17 protein-coding genes are annotated in these 18,906 nt (G+C 60.6%); 9 read left to right on the top strand and 8 right to left on the bottom strand.

Translation table 11 applies throughout. The features are described 5' to 3' along the window. Positions 1-42 precede the first annotated feature (42 nt). Positions 43-2,004, bottom strand: a complete 1,962-nt coding sequence (gene betT / locus ACJJU9_RS25100; RefSeq protein WP_227024803.1) for a choline transporter BetT — start codon at positions 2,002-2,004, stop codon at positions 43-45. Between the two features lie 361 nt (positions 2,005-2,365). Beyond that, on the bottom strand, positions 2,366-2,692 hold the full coding sequence (locus ACJJU9_RS25095; RefSeq protein WP_123750627.1) for a DOPA 4,5-dioxygenase family protein: 327 nt from the start codon (positions 2,690-2,692) through the stop codon (positions 2,366-2,368). Between the two features lie 171 nt (positions 2,693-2,863). Here ACJJU9_RS25095 and ACJJU9_RS25090 point away from each other — a divergent pair, with 171 nt between their 5' ends. Continuing rightward, entirely contained in the window at positions 2,864-4,432 is a 1,569-nt protein-coding gene (locus ACJJU9_RS25090; RefSeq protein WP_407729774.1) for a SulP family inorganic anion transporter, read from the top strand. A 76-nt stretch (positions 4,433-4,508) separates the two neighbouring features. On the opposite strand, the gene aroE is transcribed toward ACJJU9_RS25090, so the two are convergent. Continuing rightward, complete coding sequence (gene aroE / locus ACJJU9_RS25085; protein ID WP_407729773.1) at positions 4,509-5,330, bottom strand: shikimate dehydrogenase; 822 nt, start codon at positions 5,328-5,330, stop codon at positions 4,509-4,511. 22 nt (positions 5,331-5,352) lie between these two features. Beyond that, entirely contained in the window at positions 5,353-6,267 is a 915-nt protein-coding gene (gene hemF / locus ACJJU9_RS25080) for an oxygen-dependent coproporphyrinogen oxidase (protein ID WP_407729772.1), read from the bottom strand. A gap of 148 nt (positions 6,268-6,415) precedes the next feature. On the opposite strand from hemF, the gene ACJJU9_RS25075 reads away from it, so the two are divergent. Next, positions 6,416-7,393, top strand: a complete 978-nt coding sequence (locus ACJJU9_RS25075) for a quinone oxidoreductase family protein (RefSeq protein ID WP_407729771.1) — start codon at positions 6,416-6,418, stop codon at positions 7,391-7,393. Positions 7,394-7,466: 73 nt separating this feature from the next. Here ACJJU9_RS25075 and ACJJU9_RS25070 read toward each other — a convergent pair whose 3' ends face one another. Then, positions 7,467-8,024 carry an L-threonylcarbamoyladenylate synthase gene (locus ACJJU9_RS25070; protein WP_048373942.1) on the bottom strand — a complete coding sequence of 186 codons (558 nt, stop codon included), beginning with the start codon at positions 8,022-8,024 and terminating at the stop codon, positions 7,467-7,469. A 35-nt stretch (positions 8,025-8,059) separates the two neighbouring features. Beyond that, the gene (gene dprA / locus ACJJU9_RS25065) at positions 8,060-9,157 is read right to left on the bottom strand and encodes a DNA-processing protein DprA (protein ID WP_048388247.1); all 1,098 of its coding nucleotides are present in this window, start codon (positions 9,155-9,157) and stop codon (positions 8,060-8,062) included. 382 nt (positions 9,158-9,539) lie between these two features. Here dprA and def point away from each other — a divergent pair, with 382 nt between their 5' ends. From def to ACJJU9_RS25040, 5 genes are all read left to right on the top strand, one after another. Then, a complete protein-coding gene (def, locus tag ACJJU9_RS25060; RefSeq protein ID WP_123750622.1) occupies positions 9,540-10,046 on the top strand; it encodes a peptide deformylase in 507 nt (168 codons plus the stop codon). Between the two features lie 142 nt (positions 10,047-10,188). Next, positions 10,189-11,139, top strand: a complete 951-nt coding sequence (gene fmt / locus ACJJU9_RS25055) for a methionyl-tRNA formyltransferase (protein WP_048373940.1) — start codon at positions 10,189-10,191, stop codon at positions 11,137-11,139. Beyond that, positions 11,136-12,446 carry a 16S rRNA (cytosine(967)-C(5))-methyltransferase RsmB gene (gene rsmB / locus ACJJU9_RS25050; RefSeq protein WP_407729770.1) on the top strand — a complete coding sequence of 437 codons (1,311 nt, stop codon included), beginning with the start codon at positions 11,136-11,138 and terminating at the stop codon, positions 12,444-12,446. The genes fmt and rsmB overlap by 4 nt, the downstream gene beginning before the upstream one ends. A 23-nt stretch (positions 12,447-12,469) precedes the next feature. Further along, entirely contained in the window at positions 12,470-13,846 is a 1,377-nt protein-coding gene (gene trkA / locus ACJJU9_RS25045; RefSeq protein ID WP_048373936.1) for a Trk system potassium transporter TrkA, read from the top strand. Between the two features lie 10 nt (positions 13,847-13,856). Further along, entirely contained in the window at positions 13,857-14,165 is a 309-nt protein-coding gene (locus ACJJU9_RS25040) for a hypothetical protein (protein WP_048388185.1), read from the top strand. A gap of 101 nt (positions 14,166-14,266) precedes the next feature. Here ACJJU9_RS25040 and ACJJU9_RS25035 read toward each other — a convergent pair whose 3' ends face one another. Then, a complete protein-coding gene (locus ACJJU9_RS25035) occupies positions 14,267-15,154 on the bottom strand; it encodes a lysophospholipid acyltransferase (protein ID WP_048373948.1) in 888 nt (295 codons plus the stop codon). 108 nt (positions 15,155-15,262) lie between these two features. Then, on the bottom strand, positions 15,263-15,820 hold the full coding sequence (locus tag ACJJU9_RS25030; protein ID WP_407729769.1) for a DNA-3-methyladenine glycosylase I: 558 nt from the start codon (positions 15,818-15,820) through the stop codon (positions 15,263-15,265). A gap of 81 nt (positions 15,821-15,901) precedes the next feature. On the opposite strand from ACJJU9_RS25030, the gene glyQ reads away from it, so the two are divergent. Together glyQ and glyS are read left to right on the top strand one after the other, a co-directional pair. Continuing rightward, positions 15,902-16,855 carry a glycine--tRNA ligase subunit alpha gene (gene glyQ, locus ACJJU9_RS25025; RefSeq protein ID WP_003437964.1) on the top strand — a complete coding sequence of 318 codons (954 nt, stop codon included), beginning with the start codon at positions 15,902-15,904 and terminating at the stop codon, positions 16,853-16,855. Then, positions 16,852-18,906 (top strand): glycine--tRNA ligase subunit beta, encoded by a 2,055-nt coding sequence (gene glyS / locus ACJJU9_RS25020; protein WP_048373931.1) that lies wholly within the window; start codon positions 16,852-16,854, stop codon positions 18,904-18,906. Before glyQ ends, glyS begins: the two co-directional genes overlap by 4 nt.

Genomic DNA, 18,906 nt, shown 5'->3' with positions numbered 1-18,906 from the left:
GCGATCTCTTGATCTTGAACACCAAAAGATCGCAGCCCAGGTTCAACGCACCAAATGCAGGAACTGCATGTGGCGTTCGTACTGGTCGAGGATGTCGTTGATGATCTGGTCTTTGGTGTAGCCCATCAGGTCGTAGTCCTGGCTGCCTTCGCTCAGGTGCACTTCAGCCCGGTAGTAACGGCGGTTACGCAGTTCTTTGGGGCCCATGCCACCACGGGCAAACGACGGCGTGAAGTAGCCGCGCATTTGCACCTGGTAGACGAACGGATGTTGGTCACCATGGCCAATCTCAAGGCTGACGTTGTCATTGGCCGGGTCGGGCTGGGTGACAACGTTGAGGCCTTTTTCAAGGAACACCGCGCTGACTTCTTCAATTGCCGGGCGCACCGTGGTGTCCATGAAGCGGTACACCTCGTCCCGCGACGGGAAGTGCACGGCCTGGCTCAAGCGTTGACGCCAGCCACCACGGCCACGGCGCGACACGGCCACCGGGGCCAGCGAATGCATCTGCGCGATCTTCTTCTGCGACTCCAGGTAGAACGCCTTGTGCAGCCCCCACATCATCAGCAACAGGATCAGCGAGAACGGCAGCGAGGTCAGGACCACCGCCGACTTGAGCGCGTCAATGCTGCCCGAGAACAACAGCGCACTGGTCACCAGCGCGGTCATCCCGCCCCAGAACACCCGCAGCCATTTGGGGCCGTCTTCGTCAGCGCTATTGCCACGCGCCGAGAGGGTCGACAGCACCACGGTGCCGGAGTCGGCCGAGGTCACGAAGAACACAAAACTGATGAACACCGTCACGGCGATCACGGTTTTGCTCCACGGGTAGGTTTCCAGCAGCAGGTACAAGGCGCGCGACGGGTCGTCGATGGCGGCTTGGCCTAACGCCGTCAGGCCGTGGTTGAGCACTTGGTCGATAGCGCTGTTGCCGAAAATCGACATCCAGGCCAGGGTGAAACCCAGCGGAATCAGCAGCACGCCAAACACGAATTCGCGAATGGTCCGGCCACGGGAGATACGCGCAATAAACAGGCCTACAAACGGCGACCATGCGATCCACCAGGCCCAATAAAACACGGTCCAACCGCCCAGCCAGTCGCTCGGCTTGTTGTAGGCGTACACATCAAAACTCTTGGTCGGCAGCGCGCCCAAATAGTCACCGATGTTCTGGATCAAGGTGTTGAGCAGGTGCTGCGTCGGCCCTGCGAACAGCACGAACAGCAGCAGGGCACAGGCCAGCAGCATGTTGATGTCGGACATCACGCGCACGCCTTTGTCGACGCCCGCGATGGCCACCAAAATGGCCGCGCCCATCATCAGGGTGATCAACCCCACCTGAATCCATTGGGTGTGCGGCACGCCGAACAGGTAGTCGAGCCCGGAGTTGAGGTGCAACACCCCAAAACCCATGTCGGCGCCCAGACCAAACACCGTGGCGATGATGCCAAAGCCGTCCACTGCGTAGCCGATGGGGCCATTGATGCGTTTGCCGATCAGCGGGTACAGCGCCGAACGCAGCGCCAGCGGCAGGTTATGCCGGTAGGCAAAGTACGCCAGCGCCATGCCGACAAAGGCGAACACGCCCCAACCGTGCAAACCCCAGTGCAAAAACAGCAACTGCATGCCTTGGCGCGCCGCCTCGGCGTTACCGGCCGGGCCTTGTGGCGGGTTGAGCATGTGGGTGAGGGGTTCTGACACACAAAAGAAAAATAGCGTGATGCTGATCCCGGCGGCGAAGAGCATGCCCGCCCAGGACAGGTAACTGAACTCAGGTTCGTCGTGGTCGGCACCGAGCTTGATCTTGCCGTAGCCGGACAAGGCGGTGACGACCACGAAGATCAGATACAGGGTCATCGCTAGCATGTAGTACCAGCCGACCGTATTGGCCGCCCAGTTTTGTGCTGCCAGTAGCCATTCTCCGGCGGCTTCGGGCAATGAAATCACCACCAGCCCGAAGATCAAAATAAACCCGGCGGCAAAGTAGAAAACCGGCGGATTCATACGGATGAGAGACGTCTGCGACGTCGAAGGTGCACTCATGGCAAATACACCTCGCAGCAGTGATACAGGCGTAAAAAGAGCGAGTTCGGCAAAGGTTAGCCTCCTGTTGTGAGCGGGCAGCGGACCACCGGTTTAACTTGAACGAGCATTCAAGTTAAACATGGATGGCGCGTGAGGACTAATCGCTACCCTTGGCTACACGTGTCTTACGTTAGCTCATGGCAAGGTATGACACATGCCCGCGCACGAACGTTCAGCCGTTATGGCACGGGGCTATCCGGGATTTGCCGACGGTAGGTCTCGGACGGAATTTTAGGGGGTGAAAAAAAATTTTGAAAAAACGCAGCACTTGGCTTGCTGGTCAAAAAATAGACAAATTCAACGGTCTGATTTCACCCATCCAGATCGCATGATCGGTGTGATCCAGCAGGTCATTGCCCGTGTCGGGGTGCAGAAAGATCACCAGCCCGTGTCGGCTGATGGCCAGCCAGGGCAATACAATGCCGAGCAGTTCGGGGCCAAAGGCCAGTTGGCAGCTCCAGTCGGGGTGCGGGCCGACCGGGCGTTCGTGGACGCGGCCCATGCTGATGCCAAATCGGTGCGCCGCTTCTTCGCAGAGGGCGCGCGCCTGGTCGATGGTGCTGGCGTCGTAATAGACGTGGGCGTGATAGCCCTTGATTCGTTGCATAAGCGCCTCTTGATTGTGTGCTGCACGCATTATTAATGTGGGAGCGGGCTTGCTCGCGATGCAGACGGTGCGGTGTATGCGAACATCCGCGGCGAGGCCATCGCGAGCAAGCCCGCTCCCACAGAGGTAACCTTGCACGCGCACTCTAAACCCACACTCAGCGAGAGCGTTATGCCCCGGCTCAACCGCACTGCCATCCTGCCGTTTCTGAATTGGCTGCCCAAACAAACCCGCGCAAGCGTAGGCCGAGATGCGCTGGTGGGCTTGAGTGGTGCAATTCTGGCACTGCCGCAGTCCATCGCCTACGCCTTGATTGCAGGTTTACCGCCTGAATACGGGCTATATGCTGCCATTGTGCCAGTAATTATTGCGTGCTTGTGGGGCTCGTCGTGGCATTTGATCTGCGGTCCGACGGCTGCCATCTCGATTGTGCTGTTTGCCAGTGTCAGCCCGCTGGCGGTGCCCGGCACGCAGGATTACATCGGCCTGATCCTTCTGCTGACGTTTTTGGCGGGGATTTTCCAGTGGCTGCTGGGGATGCTGAAGTTCGGCGCACTGGCCAATTTTGTCTCTCATTCGGTGGTGGTGGGGTTCACCCTTGGCGCGGCGGTGGTGATTGCCTTGGGCCAGTTGCCCAATGTGCTGGGCGTTGATGTGCCGGGCAAAGCCACGGCGCTGGACAGCCTGCTGACGCTGTTGCGCCATGTGCGCGACTTCGACCCCGCGTCGTTGGGGCTCGGGGTAGGGACGGTGCTGGTGGGCGCCGCACTTAAGCTCTGGCTACCACGCTGGCCGACGCTGTTGCTGACCCTGGTGCTCGCCAGCCTGGCCGTGTGGCTGCTGCCGTCGGTGTTTGGCCATGTGCAGTTGGTGCAGGCATTTGTGGGACGTTTGCCGCCGTTTAGCCCGCTGCCGCTGGATATCGAAACGCTGTTGCGCCTGCTGCCCAGTGCCGTTGCGGTGGGCATGCTGGGGCTGGTGACCAGTTTGTCGATTGCCCGCTCGATAGCAGCACGTTCGCAGCAGATGCTCGACGCCAATCAGGAAATCCGCGCACAAGGGTTGTCCAACGTGTTCGGCGCCTTGTTCTCGGGGTATTTGTCCTCGGGCTCATTCACCCGGTCGGGGCTCAACTACGAAGCGGGTGCCCGCTCGCCATTGGCCGGGGTGTTTTCCGCGTTGTGGGTGGCGCTGTTTGCGATCACCGGTTCCGCGCTGATTGCACACATTCCGATCCCGGCCATGGCAGGCAGCATTTTGCTGATCAGTTGGGGGTTGGTGGACACCCGCGGCATTCGGGCGCTGTGGCGCGTGAGCCGGGCCGAGTTCGCGGTGATGGCACTGACCTGCGTCGCGACCTTGCTGCTGGAGCTGCAAACAGCGATTTATGCCGGGGTGCTGGCGTCGCTGTTTTTTTACCTCAAGCGCACTTCGCGCCCGCGTATTCAGCAATGGACAGAGGGCGATGAAGAAGTACTGCGGGTCGGCGGGTCGATTTTTTTCGGCGCCAGCCATTACCTGCAAGTGCGTTTACAACGCACCCAAGGGCAGCGGGTGGTGATCGAGGCGCAGCACATCAACTTTATCGACTATTCGGGGGTTGAGATGCTGCACCAGGAAGCCCGCCGCTTGCTGGGGCTAGGCCGCAGCCTGACCTTGCGCCGGGCACGGGCGCCGGTGGTGGAAGAATTGAAGAAACTGGAAGGCGCGGACAAGTGCCCGATTTTGTTTGAGGACTGACGTGTAGGAGCGAGCTTGCATCGCGATCTTTTTGAAGATCAAAAGATCGCGAGGCAAGCTCGCTCCTACAAGAGGTTTATTGCGCCAGCAGGCGGCGCAGTTCGGCCAACGCCGGGGCGGTGTCCGGGCGTACACCGCGCCACAGGTAGAAAGCTTCTGCGGCCTGTTCGGCCAGCATGCCCAGGCCGTCCATGACGTGGCCCGCGCCATGCTCGCTGGCCCAGAGGCAAAACGGCGTCGGCGCTTTGCCGTACATCATGTCGTAGCACAGGGTTTGGCCCGGCTCGATCAGGCTGCAGGCAATCGGCGGCACGTCACCGGCCAGGCTGGCCGACGTCGCGTTGATGATCAGGTCGACCGGCTCTTTTAACCAGTCAAAACCACTGGCCGCCACCGGCCCCAGGTCGCTGAACAGCTCCACCAGCACTTCGGCCTTTTCGACCGTGCGATTGGCGATGGTCACCGAGGCAGGGCCTTCGGCCAGAATCGGTTCCAGCGCGCCACGTACCGCGCCGCCCGCACCAAGAATAAGGATGCGTTTGCCCTTGAGGCTGAAGCCCGCGTTAACCGTCAGGTCGCGCACCAGCCCCGCGCCATCGGTGTTGTCACCCAGCAGCGTGCCGTCAGCCAGTTTGCTCAGGGTGTTCACCGCGCGCGCCCGTTGCGCACGGGCGGTCAGGCTGTTGGCCAGGCGATAGGCGTCTTCCTTGAACGGCACGGTCACGTTGGCCCCGCGACCTTGCTGGAAAAACGCCAACGCGCTGCCGCCAAAGTCATCCAGCGGCGCGAGCAACGTGTCGTACTGCATCGATTGCCCGGTTTGCTCGGCAAACAGGCGGTGCAGCACCGGCGATTTGCTGTGGGCGATCGGATTACCAAAAACGACGTAACGGTCCATCAGGCAAGTTCCTCGGGCAATGTCAGGCGTTGGCTAACCAGTCGCGGTCTTGCAGAAAGTACTCAGTTAGCCGCGCCTCTTCGGTACCGGGCGCCACTTTCCAGTCATAACCCCAGCGTACGTGGGGCGGCAGCGACATCAGGATCGACTCGGTGCGCCCGCCCGATTGCAGGCCGAACAGGGTGCCACGGTCGTGCACCAGGTTGAATTCAACGTAGCGGCCCCGGCGATATTCCTGGAACTCACGCTGCTGGGCCGTGTAGGCGTGCGCCTTGCGGCGCTGCACAATTGGCAGGTAGGCGTCGATAAAGGCATCGCCGATGGCGCGAACGAAGGCAAAGCTGGTGTCGAAATCCCATTCGTTCAGGTCATCGAAAAACAGGCCGCCAATACCACGCGGTTCGTTGCGGTGCTTGATGTGGAAGTAGCGGTCGCACCAGGCTTTGTAGCGCGGGTAAACGTCGGCGCCGAACGGTGCGCAGGCTTGCTCGGCCACGCGGTGCCAGTGCACGCAGTCTTCTTCAACGCCGTAGTAGGGCGTGAGGTCGAAGCCGCCACCAAACCACCAGACCGCCTCTTCGCCTTCTTTTTCGGCAATGAAAAACCGCACGTTGGCGTGGGACGTCGGCACATGCGGGTTGTGCGGGTGGATTACCAGCGACACGCCCAGGGCTTCAAAGCCACGGCCCGCCAGTTCAGGGCGATGGGCGCTGGCGGACGGCGGCAAGCCGCTGCCAAACACGTGGGAAAAGTTCACACCGCCTTTTTCGATGACCTGGCCATTTTCGATCACGCGGGTACGCCCGCCACCACCTGCCGGGCGCTCCCAGGCGTCTTCAATGAAGCGTGCGCCGCCATCTTCGGTTTCCAGCGCAGCGCAGATACGGTCTTGCAGGTCGAGCAAGTAGGCTTTAACGGCCTCGGTGCGAGTAGTCATGACATCACCTTAAATCGGGCAAAGCGACAGAGCAGGGCCGCCAGCGAAGGGCGGCTAGCATAACACCGCGCCCGGCTTCGTCGCAGTTGACGAAGATCACGCTAAAGCGTTGGATAGGGGCCTCGTCAATTCAGCAAGGACAGTGCAAATGGCTAAACGTATCCAGTTTCGGACCCTCGGCGGGCCCGAAGTGCTTGAGTATGTCGACTACCAACCTGCCGAGCCGGGCCCGCAACAGGTTCGCGTGCGTAACCAGGCCATCGGCCTGAATTTCATCGACACCTATTTCCGCAGCGGCCTGTACCCGCTGCCCGAGCTGCCATCGGGCCTGGGCAATGAAGGCGCGGGCATCGTGGATGCCGTGGGCAGTGACGTGCACACCGTCAAAGTAGGCGACCGCGTGGCTTACGGCACTGGCCCGCTGGGCGCAAACAGCGAGTACCACGTGTTGCCGGCGGCGAATGTGGTGAAACTGCCAGACGACATCAGCTTTGAGCAAGCCGCCGCCGTGATGCTCAAGGGCCTGACCGTGCAGTATTTGCTGCGTCAGACCTACGAGGTTAAAGCAGGCGATACCATTTTGTTCCACGCCGCTGCCGGTGGCGTTGGCTCGATTGCGTGCCAATGGGCCAAGGCGCTGGGCGCGAAGTTGATCGGTACCGCCAGTTCGGCTGAAAAGGCGGCGCACGCCAAAGCACTGGGTGCCTGGGAAACCATCGACTACAGCCATGAAGACGTGGCCCAGCGCGTGCTGGAACTGACCGACGGCAAGAAAGTCCCGGTGGTGTACGACGGCGTCGGCAAAGACACCTGGCTCACCTCGCTGGACAGTCTGGCGCTGCGCGGGCTGATGGTCAGCTTCGGTAACGCGTCTGGGGCGGTAACTGGCGTGAACCTGGGGATTTTGTCGCAGAAGGGTTCGCTGTACGTCACCCGGCCAACCTTGGCGGGCTACGCCAACACGCCCGAGAACCTGCAAAAAATGGCCGACGAGCTGTTTGAGATGATCCGCACCGGCAAGATCAAAGTTGAGATCAGCCAGCGCTATGCCTTGAAAGACACGGCCAAGGCCCACATCGAGCTGGCCTCGCGCCGCACCACTGGCTCGACGATTTTGTTGCCGTAACACACCTTGCCTCGCGATCTTTTAAACGCTCAAAAGATCGCGAGGCAAGCTCGCTCCTACAAATTTTGTGGGGTTAGGCGGGGCGCACGACCTTGCCGGTCGCCAAGTCGCGGATCAGACTGGGGTTTTTACGCCCGCCCAAATTGCCGCCCAAGACGTGATCGATCTGGCCACGAAAGTACTGCTCAACTTTTAACCGCGTACGCGCCGCCGGCAAGCCCGCCGGGTTGGCAGACGTGGAAACGATAGGCCCCACCAACGCACACAACTCACGCACCAGCGGGTGATCACTCACGCGCAACGCCACAGTGTCGTGCTGGCCGGTGATCCACTCGGGCAGCAGGCCTTGATGCGGCACCAGCCAGGTGTTCGGCCCAGGCCAGGTGCTGGCCATGCGGTCGATCCACTCTTGGGGGAAGTCTTCGAACAGGAAGTCGAACTGGTGAATGTTGTCGGCAACCAGAATCAGGCCTTTATCCACAGGTCGCGATTTGATCGCCAGCAAACGCTCGACCGCTTCTTCATCCCACGGGTCGCAACCCAGGCCCCAGACGGCTTCGGTGGGATAGGCGATCACGGCGCCCGCATGAATCGCGCGTGCGGCTTGTTGGACGCGCCAGGTGCTGATCATTGAGTGTCTCCAAATAGGTACTGGGCGCAGTGTACTTAGCTGGCGCGAGCAAACCAACGCCCGCCCTCAAGCACCACATGCCCGTCGAGTTCAAGTTCGGTCAACGCCGCCAGCAACCGGGGCAGGTCCCAACCGCTGGCGCAGGCCAGGGCTTCGCTGGTGTGGGGCGCTGCCTGCAACAATTGCACTAATGGATGACAGCTGTGTGTGAACAGGTCTGCTGTGGATAACGGCATCGAGCGCCAGCCGCGCAGGCCTTCGAGAATGTGCTCGACGGTTTCCACCAGGGTGGCGCCATCACGAATCAACTGATGGCAACCGCGCGCGCCGGGGTGGTGGATAGACCCCGGCAGGGCGTAGACCTCACGGCCTTGTTCCGCCGCCAGACGGGCGGTGATCAACGAACCGCTGGCCACGCTGGCTTCGACCACCAGCACGCCCAACGATAAACCGCTGATGATTCGGTTGCGCCGTGGGAAGTTGCCCGAGAGCGGCCCGGCGTCCAGCGGGAACTCCGACACCACGGCGCTGCCGTTGGCAATCATCGCGTCTGCCAGTGCGCGATGGCGCTGTGGATAAAGTTTTTGCAGGCCGGTGCCGAGCACCCCGATCGTCTGCCCGCCAATGTCCAGTGCGCCCTGGTGCGCGGCCCCGTCGATGCCCAGCGCCAGCCCGCTGGTAATGACAAAACCGGCGCCCGCCAGACACTTCGAAAACGCCGCGGCGGTGTCCAGTCCCGGCCGTGAGGCACGCCGACTGCCGACCATCGCCAGTTGCGGTTTTTCCAGGATGCCGGGGTCGCCCGCCACAAATAACACGGGCGGCGGGTCTTTGATTTCAGCCAACAAGGCCGGGTAATCGGGCTGATCGTGGAGCAACACATGCTGCTTGCAGCCCTCAAGCCAGCGCATTGCAGCGCTGGCACCGTCACGTACTTCGGGGTTGCGCCGGGCCTCGCTACTGGCGGGTGGCAAGCCCAAGGCCCGCCAGGCACTGGCCGGGGCGCTGAGCGCCGAACTGGCCGAGCCAAAGGCCCGAAACAAGGCGTGGTAGCGCTGTGGGCCGATCTCGGGCAAGCGGTGCAAACGCAAACGGGCTTCCAGCTCTGCTGGGGAAATATCAGACTGCGACATGGGATCATCCTTGATCTGTTTCATCAGCGTTACGCCAGGCACAACCTGTGGATAACTCTGTTAACAAGTTGTTGGGCACGTGTCAGTAAGCGCCGGCGTAAACGCTCAGTACGGCCTTGAAAAAACGCCGGCAAACCCAACCTTAGTAGAACGCTGCGCACAGACCGCGCCCATTGGTTTCAAACTGCGACGCGCGCGCCACCTGCAGCCGGGCAGCTAGTCGTTTCATCCGGGGTTGAATCCCTTTATTATGTGCGCTCGCGTGAAACGCCAGAGCCCGAGCGGGCTCTCTCTGAAGGAGACGTTTTGCACAGGTTGCCGAGTCTTCAAGACCCCCTGACAACCGTTTTTGAATCTTTCACACAGTGCCCCAATCAAACTTATGGCTATTTTAAACATCCTCGAATTCCCAGACTCGCGTCTGCGTACCATCGCCAAACCGGTGACGGTTGTGGACGACGAAGTCCGTCAGTTGATCGATGACATGTTTGAAACCATGTACGAAGCGCCTGGCATTGGTCTGGCGGCCACGCAGGTCAACGTGCACAAGCGCATCGTGGTCATGGACCTGAGCGAAGACCGCAGCGCGCCGATGGTGTTTATCAACCCTGAGTTCGAAACCCTGACCGACGAGATGGGCCAGTACCAGGAAGGCTGCCTGTCGGTGCCGGGTTACTACGAAAACGTAGACCGCCCGCAGTTGGTCAAAATCAAAGCGCTGGACCGTGACGGCAAGCCTTTTGAAATGACCGCCGAAGGCCTGCTGGCCGTGTGCATCCAGCACGAATGCGACCACCTGAACGGCAAGCTGTTCGTGGATTACTTGTCTACGCTCAAGCGTGACCGGATCAAGAAAAAGCTGGAAAAACTGCACCGCCAGAACGCTTGATCCTCGGTATAACCCTACGCTTGTCTCGGACTCACTGTAGGAGCGAGCTTGCCTCGCGATCTTTTCAACGATCAAAAGATCGCGAGGCAAGCTCGCTCCTACAGGGTTATTCCCGCCTTCCCCCATTCCAAGTGAGTACTCCATGACTGAGCCATTGCGCATCGTCTTTGCTGGCACCCCCGAATTTGCCGCTGAACACCTCAAGGCGCTGCTCGACAGCCCGTACGAGATCGTTGCGGTGTACACCCAACCGGATCGTCCGGCCGGGCGCGGGCAAAAGCTGATGCCAAGCCCGGTCAAGCAACTGGCGCTGGAACACAACATTGCGGTCATGCAGCCGCCGACCTTGCGTGCACCCGAGGCTCAAGCCGAACTCGCCGCGCTCAAGCCCGACTTGATGGTGGTGGTGGCGTACGGCCTGATCCTGCCGCAAGTGGTGCTGGATATTCCGCGTTTGGGCTGCATTAACAGCCACGCTTCGTTGCTGCCACGCTGGCGCGGCGCCGCGCCGATTCAGCGCGCGGTCGAGGCTGGCGATGCACAAAGCGGTGTGACGGTGATGCGCATGGAGGCGGGTCTGGATACCGGCCCGATGCTGCTCAAATCCATCACTCCCATCAGCAGCGAAGACACCGGCGGCACCCTGCACGACCGTTTGGCCGAGCTGGGCCCTCCGGCCGTGATCGAAGCCATTGCCGGCCTGGCTGACGGCACCTTGCAAGGCGAAGTGCAGGACGACAGCCTGGCGACTTACGCCCACAAGCTCAATAAAGACGAAGCGCGCATCGACTGGAACCGCCCGGCTGTGGAGCTGGAACGGCTGATTCGTGCCTTCAACCCGTGGCCGATTTGCCACAGCACGCTCAACGGCGAAGCCCTGAAAGTGCTGGCCGCCACCTTGGCAGACGCCAAGGGCGAACCGGGGCAGATCCTCGCGGCCAGCAAAGACGGCCTGATCGTGGGCTGCGGTGAAGGCGCGCTGTGCCTGACCCGTCTGCAATTGCCCGGCGGTAAAGCGCTGAACTTCAGCGATTTATTCAACAGCCGCCGTGAGAAGTTTGCTGTGGGCACTGTTCTGGGCGCCGCCCAATGAACCCGCGTCTGGCCGCCGCCAAGGCATTGACCGCTGTACTCAACGGCAAGGCATCGCTCAACAGTTCGTTGCCGTTGCAACTGGACAAGGTTGAAGCCCGCGACCGCGGCCTGACCCAGGACCTCGCGTTCGGCACCGCACGCTGGTATCCGCGCTTGTCGGCATTGGCCAACAAGCTGCTGCAAAAACCCTTCAAAGCCGCCGATGCCGACGTTGAAGCGCTGTTGCTGGTGGGCTTGTACCAACTGCTGTACACGCGGGTCCCTGCCCACGCGGCCATTGGCGAAACCGTGGGCTGCGCCGACAAACTGAAAAAGCCGTGGGCCAAAGGCCTGCTCAACGCCGTGTTGCGCAATGCCCAGCGCGATAGCGAAGCCTTGCTGGCCGAGCTGGAACACGACCCGGTGGTGCGTACCGCCCACCCGCGCTGGCTGCAAAAATCGCTGAAAGCGTTCTGGCCTGAGCAGTGGGAAGCCATCTGCGCTGCCAATAACGCGCATCCGCCGATGATTCTGCGGGTCAATCGCCGCCATAAAACCCGTGATCAGTACCTGCAATTGCTGGCTGAAAGCGACGTGCAGGCCCAACCGTGTGTGTACAGCCGCGACGGCATTGTGCTGGGCGAAGCTTGCGATGTGCGCAATCTGCCGGGCTTTGCCGAAGGTTGGATCAGCGTGCAGGACGAAGCCGCGCAGTTGGCCGCCGACCTGCTCGACCTGGCCCCCGGCCAGCGCGTGCTCGACGCCTGCTGCGCTCCTGGCGGCAAGACGTGCCACATTTTGGAAGCCGAGCCCCAGCTTGCGGGCGTGGTGGCGGTCGACCTGGAAGCCAAGCGCCTGGTGCGCGTGCGTGAAAACCTAGAACGTCTGGGCCTGAGCGCCGAGCTGATAGCCGCCGATGGCCGCGACACCGCGACCTGGTGGGACGGCAAGCCGTTCCAGCGCATCCTGCTCGATGCCCCATGTTCTGCGACGGGCGTGATCCGCCGCCATCCGGACATCAAGCTGACCCGCCAGCCGGACGACATCGCCGCCCTCGCCAGCCTGCAAGGCGAGTTGCTGGACGCCATGTGGCAGACCCTGGAAGTCGGCGGCATCCTGCTGTACGCCACCTGTTCGACCTTACCGACCGAAAACACCGAAGTGATTGAAGCCTTTTTGGCCCGCACGCCCGGTGCGCGCGAGCTGGACATCGCCGGGCAGTTCGGCATCAAGCAACCTCACGGGCGCCAATTGCTGGCGCAAGAGGGTGGGCATGACGGTTTCTATTACGCCAAACTGATCAAGATCGCTGCCGCACGCGGCTAACGACGGGAACAGGAAATCACGGCATGAAAATCATCATCCTCGGCGCAGGGCAGGTCGGCGGTACGCTGGCTGAGCATTTGGCCAGTGAAGCCAATGACATCACCGTGGTCGACACCGATGGCGATCGCCTCCGCGATTTGGGTGATCGTCTGGATATTCGTACCGTGCAGGGCCGTGCTTCGCTGCCCAATGTACTGCGCCAGGCGGGCGCTGACGATGCCGACATGCTGGTGGCGGTGACCAACAGCGACGAGACCAACATGGTCGCATGCCAGGTGGCCTACACGCTGTTTCACACCCCGACCAAAATCGCCCGAGTGCGCGAATCGGCCTACCTGACCCGCGGCGAAGAACTGTTTGATAACGACGCGATTCCGGTCGACGTTCTGATCAGCCCCGAGCAGGTCGTGACCAACTACATCAAGCGCCTGGTTGAACACCCCGGCGCCTTGCAGGTGATCGACTTTGCCGGCGGCAAGGCGCAGTTGGTGGCGGTCAAGGCGTACTACGGCGGCCCGTTGATTGGCCAGCAATTGCGCCAGTTGCGTGAGCACATGCCGAATGTGGACACCCGGGTTGCGGCGATTTTCCGACGTGACCGGCCGATTACGCCCCGTGGCGACACGGTGATTGAGGCCGACGATGAGGTGTTTTTCATCGCCGCCAAGGCCAACATTCGCGCCGTAATGAGCGAAATGCGTCGCCTCGACGAAAGCTATAAACGCATTGTGATCGCCGGGGGCGGGCAGATTGGCGAGCGCCTGGCCGAGGCCATCGAAAGCCGTTATCAGGTCAAGATCATTGAGATGAGCCCGGCCCGCTGTCGCTATTTGTCTGACACCCTGGACAGCACCGTGGTGTTGCAAGGCAGCGCGTCAGACCGCGACCTGATGCTCGAAGAGAACATCGCCGATGCCGACCTGTTTCTGGCCCTGACCAACGACGATGAGGCCAACATTATGTCCTCGTTGCTGGCTAAACGCCTGGGCGCGAAAAAGGTCATGAGCATCATCAACAACCCGGCCTATGTGGACTTGATCCAGGGTGGCGAAATCGACATCGCCATCAGCCCGCAGTTGGCCACTATTGGCACCTTGCTGGCCCACGTGCGCCGGGGCGACATTGTCAGTGTGCACTCGCTGCGCCGGGGTGCGGCGGAGGCCATCGAAGCGATTGCCCACGGTGATTCGAAGTCGAGCAAGGTGATTGGCAAGCGCATTGGTGAAATCAACCTGCCGCCGGGCACCACCATTGGCGCGATCATTCGCGACGACGAAGTGCTGATTGCCCACGACGCCACGGTAATCAATGCTGGCGACCACGTGATTTTGTTCCTTGTGGATAAAAAGCATATTCGCGACGTAGAGAAGCTGTTCCACGTGGGTTTGAGTTTTTTCTAAGGAGTCAGGGATGCTGGAGTCATTGGAAAAGATGTTGGCCAAGGGTGTGGATAACTCGCTGCTGCGCTTCGGGCTGGGCAAGGGTTATCTCGACCTTGGGGATAACCTCAAGGCGGCGGAACATTTGCAGCGCTGTGTTGAATTTGACCCCAAGTACTCAGCGGCCTGGAAGCTGCTGGGCAAGGCCCGATTGGCGGCAGGCGACCGTGCAGCGGCGCGTGAAGCGTGGGAGCAGGGGATCATCGCGGCACAAGGCCATGGCGACAAACAGGCCGAGAAAGAAATGACCGTGTTTTTGAAGAAGCTGGATAAACCCTGACAACGCTGAAAATCCCCTGTAGGAGCGAGCTTGCCTCGCGATCTTTTAAAAGATCAAAAGATCGCGAGGCAAGCTCGCTCCTACAAGGGTTATGTTGTGCCTCAGTACCAGCGCGCTTCGCCCGGCGGGCGTTTTTTGAAGCGTTTCATGCTCCACATGTATTGGCTCGGGTAAGCCCGCACGTACTTCTCCACCACTTGGCTCATGGCCGCGCAGGCGGTTTCGGTATCGGTGCTGTACATGGCTTCGGGCGCCGCTTCCAATATCACTTTGAATCCCGAACCGTCCGGCAAACGCACCGCGTGCAGGAATACACCCACCGCTTTGCCACCCGCCAGCATGTTGGGCACAAACTTGCTGGTCAGGGCCGTGGTGCCCAGGAACGGCACAAAAATACCCGCTGATTCTGCCGGCTCCGGGTCTGCCGGGATGCCGACCTGGCCGCCTTTGCGCACCTCTTTGATGACACTCAAGATGCCTTCTTTGGTCGACGCGGCCACGCGGTTGCCCAGCTGTACGCGCTGTTTGCGCAGCAGTTCGTCAACGGCCTTGAGCTTGGGCGGGCGATAAAAAATGATCGGTTTGCACTGGCTGCAATAGAAGTGGTTAAGCACTTCCCAGTTACCCAGGTGGCTGGTGATGCCGACCACGCCTTTGCCGGAAGCGAGGGCGTCTTTGAGCACGTCCAGGCCTTCGACTTCGCGCACCAGGTCAATGGAGCGCTGGGCGGGCCAGATCCACGCGCAGGCGCTCTCGGTCAGGCTTTTGCCGATGTCTTTGAGGCTTTGGCCGACCAATTGTTCACGGGCAACCGGGTCCATTTGGGGGAAGCACTTGGCCAGGTTGATCCGCACCACGTCGCGCGAGCGATTGGGCAGTTTCCACATCAGCCAGCCGATGGCCGAGCCCACGTGTTGCACCGCGCCCCAAGGGAGCATGGCAAACAACCGTAAAGCCCCGACCAGCAAGGCGCCTTTAAACTTTTCCACAGGCAAATCTCTCAGAAGTAACGATGTCTGTAGGAGCGAGCTTGCCTCGCGATTTTTTAAAAGATCGCGAGGCAAGCTCGCTCCTGCAGGTTTTGCGCAGGCGGCATTCTAACCGGCGTTGGACAGCTCAGCGTAGCGGTCGCAGGTGGTGCCGTGGTCCATGACCATGCCGCTGGCCTGCATGAAGGCGTAACAAATGGTCGGGCCGACGAAGGTAAAACCGGCTTTTTTCAAACCTTTGCTCATGGCTTCGGCTTCTGGCGTAACAGCCGGGAACTCATGCCGTTCGGTGAAGTGGTTGATCTTGGGCTGGCCGCCAACGAACGACCACAAAAACTCAACTGGGTCTTTGAGCGCCAGCCAGGCCTGGGCGTTGCGCCGCGCGCCGGTGACTTTCAAGCGGTTGCGCACAATGCCCGGATCGAGCAGCAAGGCCTCTATCTCGGCGTCTGTCATGACCGCCAGGCGCTGCACATCAAAGCCAAACATGACCTTGCGATAATGCTCACGTTTGCGCAAAACCGTGATCCACGATAAACCCGCCTGGAACCCTTCGAGCAATAACAACTCGAAGAGCGCATGCGCATCGCGCAACGGCACGCCCCACTCTTGATCGTGATAGGCCGCATACAACGGGTCGTCAGGGCACCAGAAACAACGTGGCATAGAGGCTCCAAGAGGTGGAGGCGCGACCGAATCGGGTATACTCCCGCTCTTTAAATCGCAGCCCAAGAAACAGGTGAATTTGTGAGCCAGCCTACGCCAGCAGTGCGTACCTTCCAAGACTTGATCCTCGCCCTCCAGCAATACTGGGCCGAGCAAGGTTGTGTGGTGCTTCAGCCCTACGATATGGAAGTGGGCGCCGGCACTTTCCATACCGCCACGTTTTTGCGCTCTCTGGGCCCAGAAACCTGGAACGCCGCTTATGTGCAGCCCAGTCGTCGTCCGACTGACGGCCGCTACGGCGAAAACCCTAACCGTCTGCAGCACTACTACCAGTTCCAGGTGGTATTGAAGCCAAACCCGCCTAACTTCCAGGAGCTGTACCTGGGCTCGCTGAAGCACATCGGCCTGGACCCGCTGGTTCACGATATCCGTTTTGTCGAAGACAACTGGGAATCGCCGACCCTGGGCGCCTGGGGTCTGGGCTGGGAAATCTGGCTCAACGGTATGGAAGTCACCCAATTCACTTACTTCCAGCAAGTAGGCGGCATTGAGTGCTACCCGGTGACCGGCGAAATCACTTACGGCCTTGAGCGTCTGGCGATGTACCTGCAAGGCGTGGACTCGGTCTACGACCTGGTCTGGACTGACGGCCCGTTCGGCAAAGTGACCTACGGCGACGTGTTCCATCAAAACGAAGTCGAGCAATCGACTTACAACTTCGAACACGCCAACGTCGACAAGCTGTTTGAGCTGTTCGATTTCTATGAAAGCGAAGCCAAGCGCCTGATCGAACTCGACCAGCCGCTGCCGCTGCCAAGCTACGAAATGGTGCTCAAGGCATCCCACACCTTCAACCTGCTGGACGCGCGCCGGGCCATCTCGGTGACCGCACGTCAGCAGTACATCCTGCGGGTGCGTACCCTGGCGCGTTCAGTGGCTCAGGCGTATCTCGAAGCGCGCGCCAAGCTGGGTTTCCCGATGGCTCCACCCGATTTGCGTGATGAAGTGTTGGCTAAGTTGGAGGCTGCACAATGAGTGCTCAAGATTTTCTGGTTGAACTGGGCACTGAAGAACTGCCGCCAAAAGCCCTCAGTACCTTGGCCGACGCGTTTCTGGCCGGTATCGAAAAAGGCCTGCAAAGCGCCGGTCTGAACTTCAAGGCAAAAAAAGTCTATGCCGCGCCGCGCCGTCTGGCCGTGCTGCTGACCCAGCTCGACACGCAACAGCCTGATCGCAGCATCAACATCGACGGCCCGCCTCGCCAGGCCGCGTTCGACGCTGAAGGCAACCCGACCCAGGCAGCCCTGGGTTTTGCCAAAAAATGCGGCGTTGAGCTGAGCGAAATCGATCAGAGCGGTCCAAAACTGCGTTTCAGCCAGGTGATCATCGGCAAGCCGACCGCCAGCCTGCTGCCGACCATCGTTGAAGACTCGCTGAACGATTTGCCGATCCCCAAGCGCATGCGCTGGGGTGCACGCAAAGAAGAATTCGTGCGTCCAACCCAATGGTTGGTGATGCTGCTGGGCGATGAGGTCATCGACTGCACCATCCTTGCGCAAAAGGCTGGCCGTGATTCCCGTGGCCACCGTTTCCACCACCCGGAAAACGTGCGCATCACCTCGCCTGCCAACTACCTCGAAGACCTGCGCAAGGCCTACGTGCTGGCAGACTTCAATGAGCGTCGCGAGCTGATTTCCAAGCGTGTGGCCGAACTGGCCACGATGCAGGAAGGCACCGCGATCGTGCCACCAAGCCTGCTCGATGAAGTGACCGCGCTGGTTGAATGGCCGGTGCCGCTGGTGTGCTCGTTCGAAGAGCGCTTCCTGGACGTGCCGCAAGAAGCCCTCATCACCACCATGCAGGACAACCAGAAGTATTTCTGCCTGCTGGACGTCGATGGCAAGCTGCTGCCGCGTTTCATCACCGTGGCCAACGTCGAGAGCAAAGATCCGAAGCAGATCATCTCGGGTAACGAGAAAGTGGTTCGCCCACGTCTGACCGATGCCGAGTTCTTCTTCAAGCAAGACAAAAAGCAGCCGCTGGAAAGCTTCAACCAGCGCCTGCAAAACGTGGTGTTCCAGGCGCAACTGGGCAGCGTTTACGACAAGGCCGAGCGCGTGTCCAAGCTGGCCGCGTTCATCGCCCCGCGCATTGGCGGCGACGCTCAGCGCGCAGCCCGTGCAGGCTTGCTGTCCAAGTGCGACCTGGCCACTGAAATGGTCGGCGAGTTCCCGGAAATGCAAGGCATCGCCGGTTACTACTACGCCCTCAATGATGGCGAGCCAGAAGATGTCGCCCTGGCGCTGAACGAGCAGTACATGCCGCGCGGTGCGGGCGCTGAACTGCCAGAAACCCTGACCGGTGCAGCGGTGGCCATCGCTGACAAGCTCGATACCCTGGTGGGTATTTTCGGCATCGGCATGCTCCCGACCGGTAGCAAAGACCCGTACGCACTGCGTCGCGCAGCGCTGGGGATCTTGCGGATTCTGATCGACAAAAAGCTCGACCTCGACCTGACCGAAGCCGTGAACTTCGCCGTGTCGGCGTTCGGTGCCAAGGTCAAGTCGGCCGGTCTGGCTGACCAGGTGCTGGAGTTCATCTTCGACCGTCTGCGTGCGCGTTATGAAGACGAAGGCGTGGACGTGGCGACGTACCTGTCGGTGCGTGCGTTGCAGCCGCGTTCGGCGCTGGACTTCGATCAGCGTGTGCAAGCCGTTCAGGCCTTCCGTCAGTTGCCGGAAGCCGAAGCTCTGGCCGCTGTGAACAAGCGTGTATCGAACCTGTTGAGCAAAGTGGAAGGCAAGATTTCGACGAATGTCGAAGCCAAGTTCTTCGACAACGCCAGCGAGTTCTCGCTGTACTCGGCCATTCAAAAGGCGGACGAAGCGGTACAACCGATGGCCGCTGCTCGTCAGTACAACGAAGCGCTGACCCGTCTGGCCTCGCTGCGCGAGCCGGTGGACGCGTTCTTTGAAGCGGTGATGATCAACGCCGATGACGCCAGCGTGCGGGCTAACCGCTACGCCTTGCTGGCCCGTCTGCGCAGCTTGTTCCTGGGCGTCGCTGATATTTCGTTGCTGAGCTGA

Source organism: Pseudomonas helleri (assembly GCF_045830615.1).
GTDB lineage: Bacteria > Pseudomonadota > Gammaproteobacteria > Pseudomonadales > Pseudomonadaceae > Aquipseudomonas > Aquipseudomonas helleri.
The sequence above is the reverse complement of the archived record's forward strand: the minus strand, read 5'-3'. Positions and strand labels throughout refer to the sequence as shown.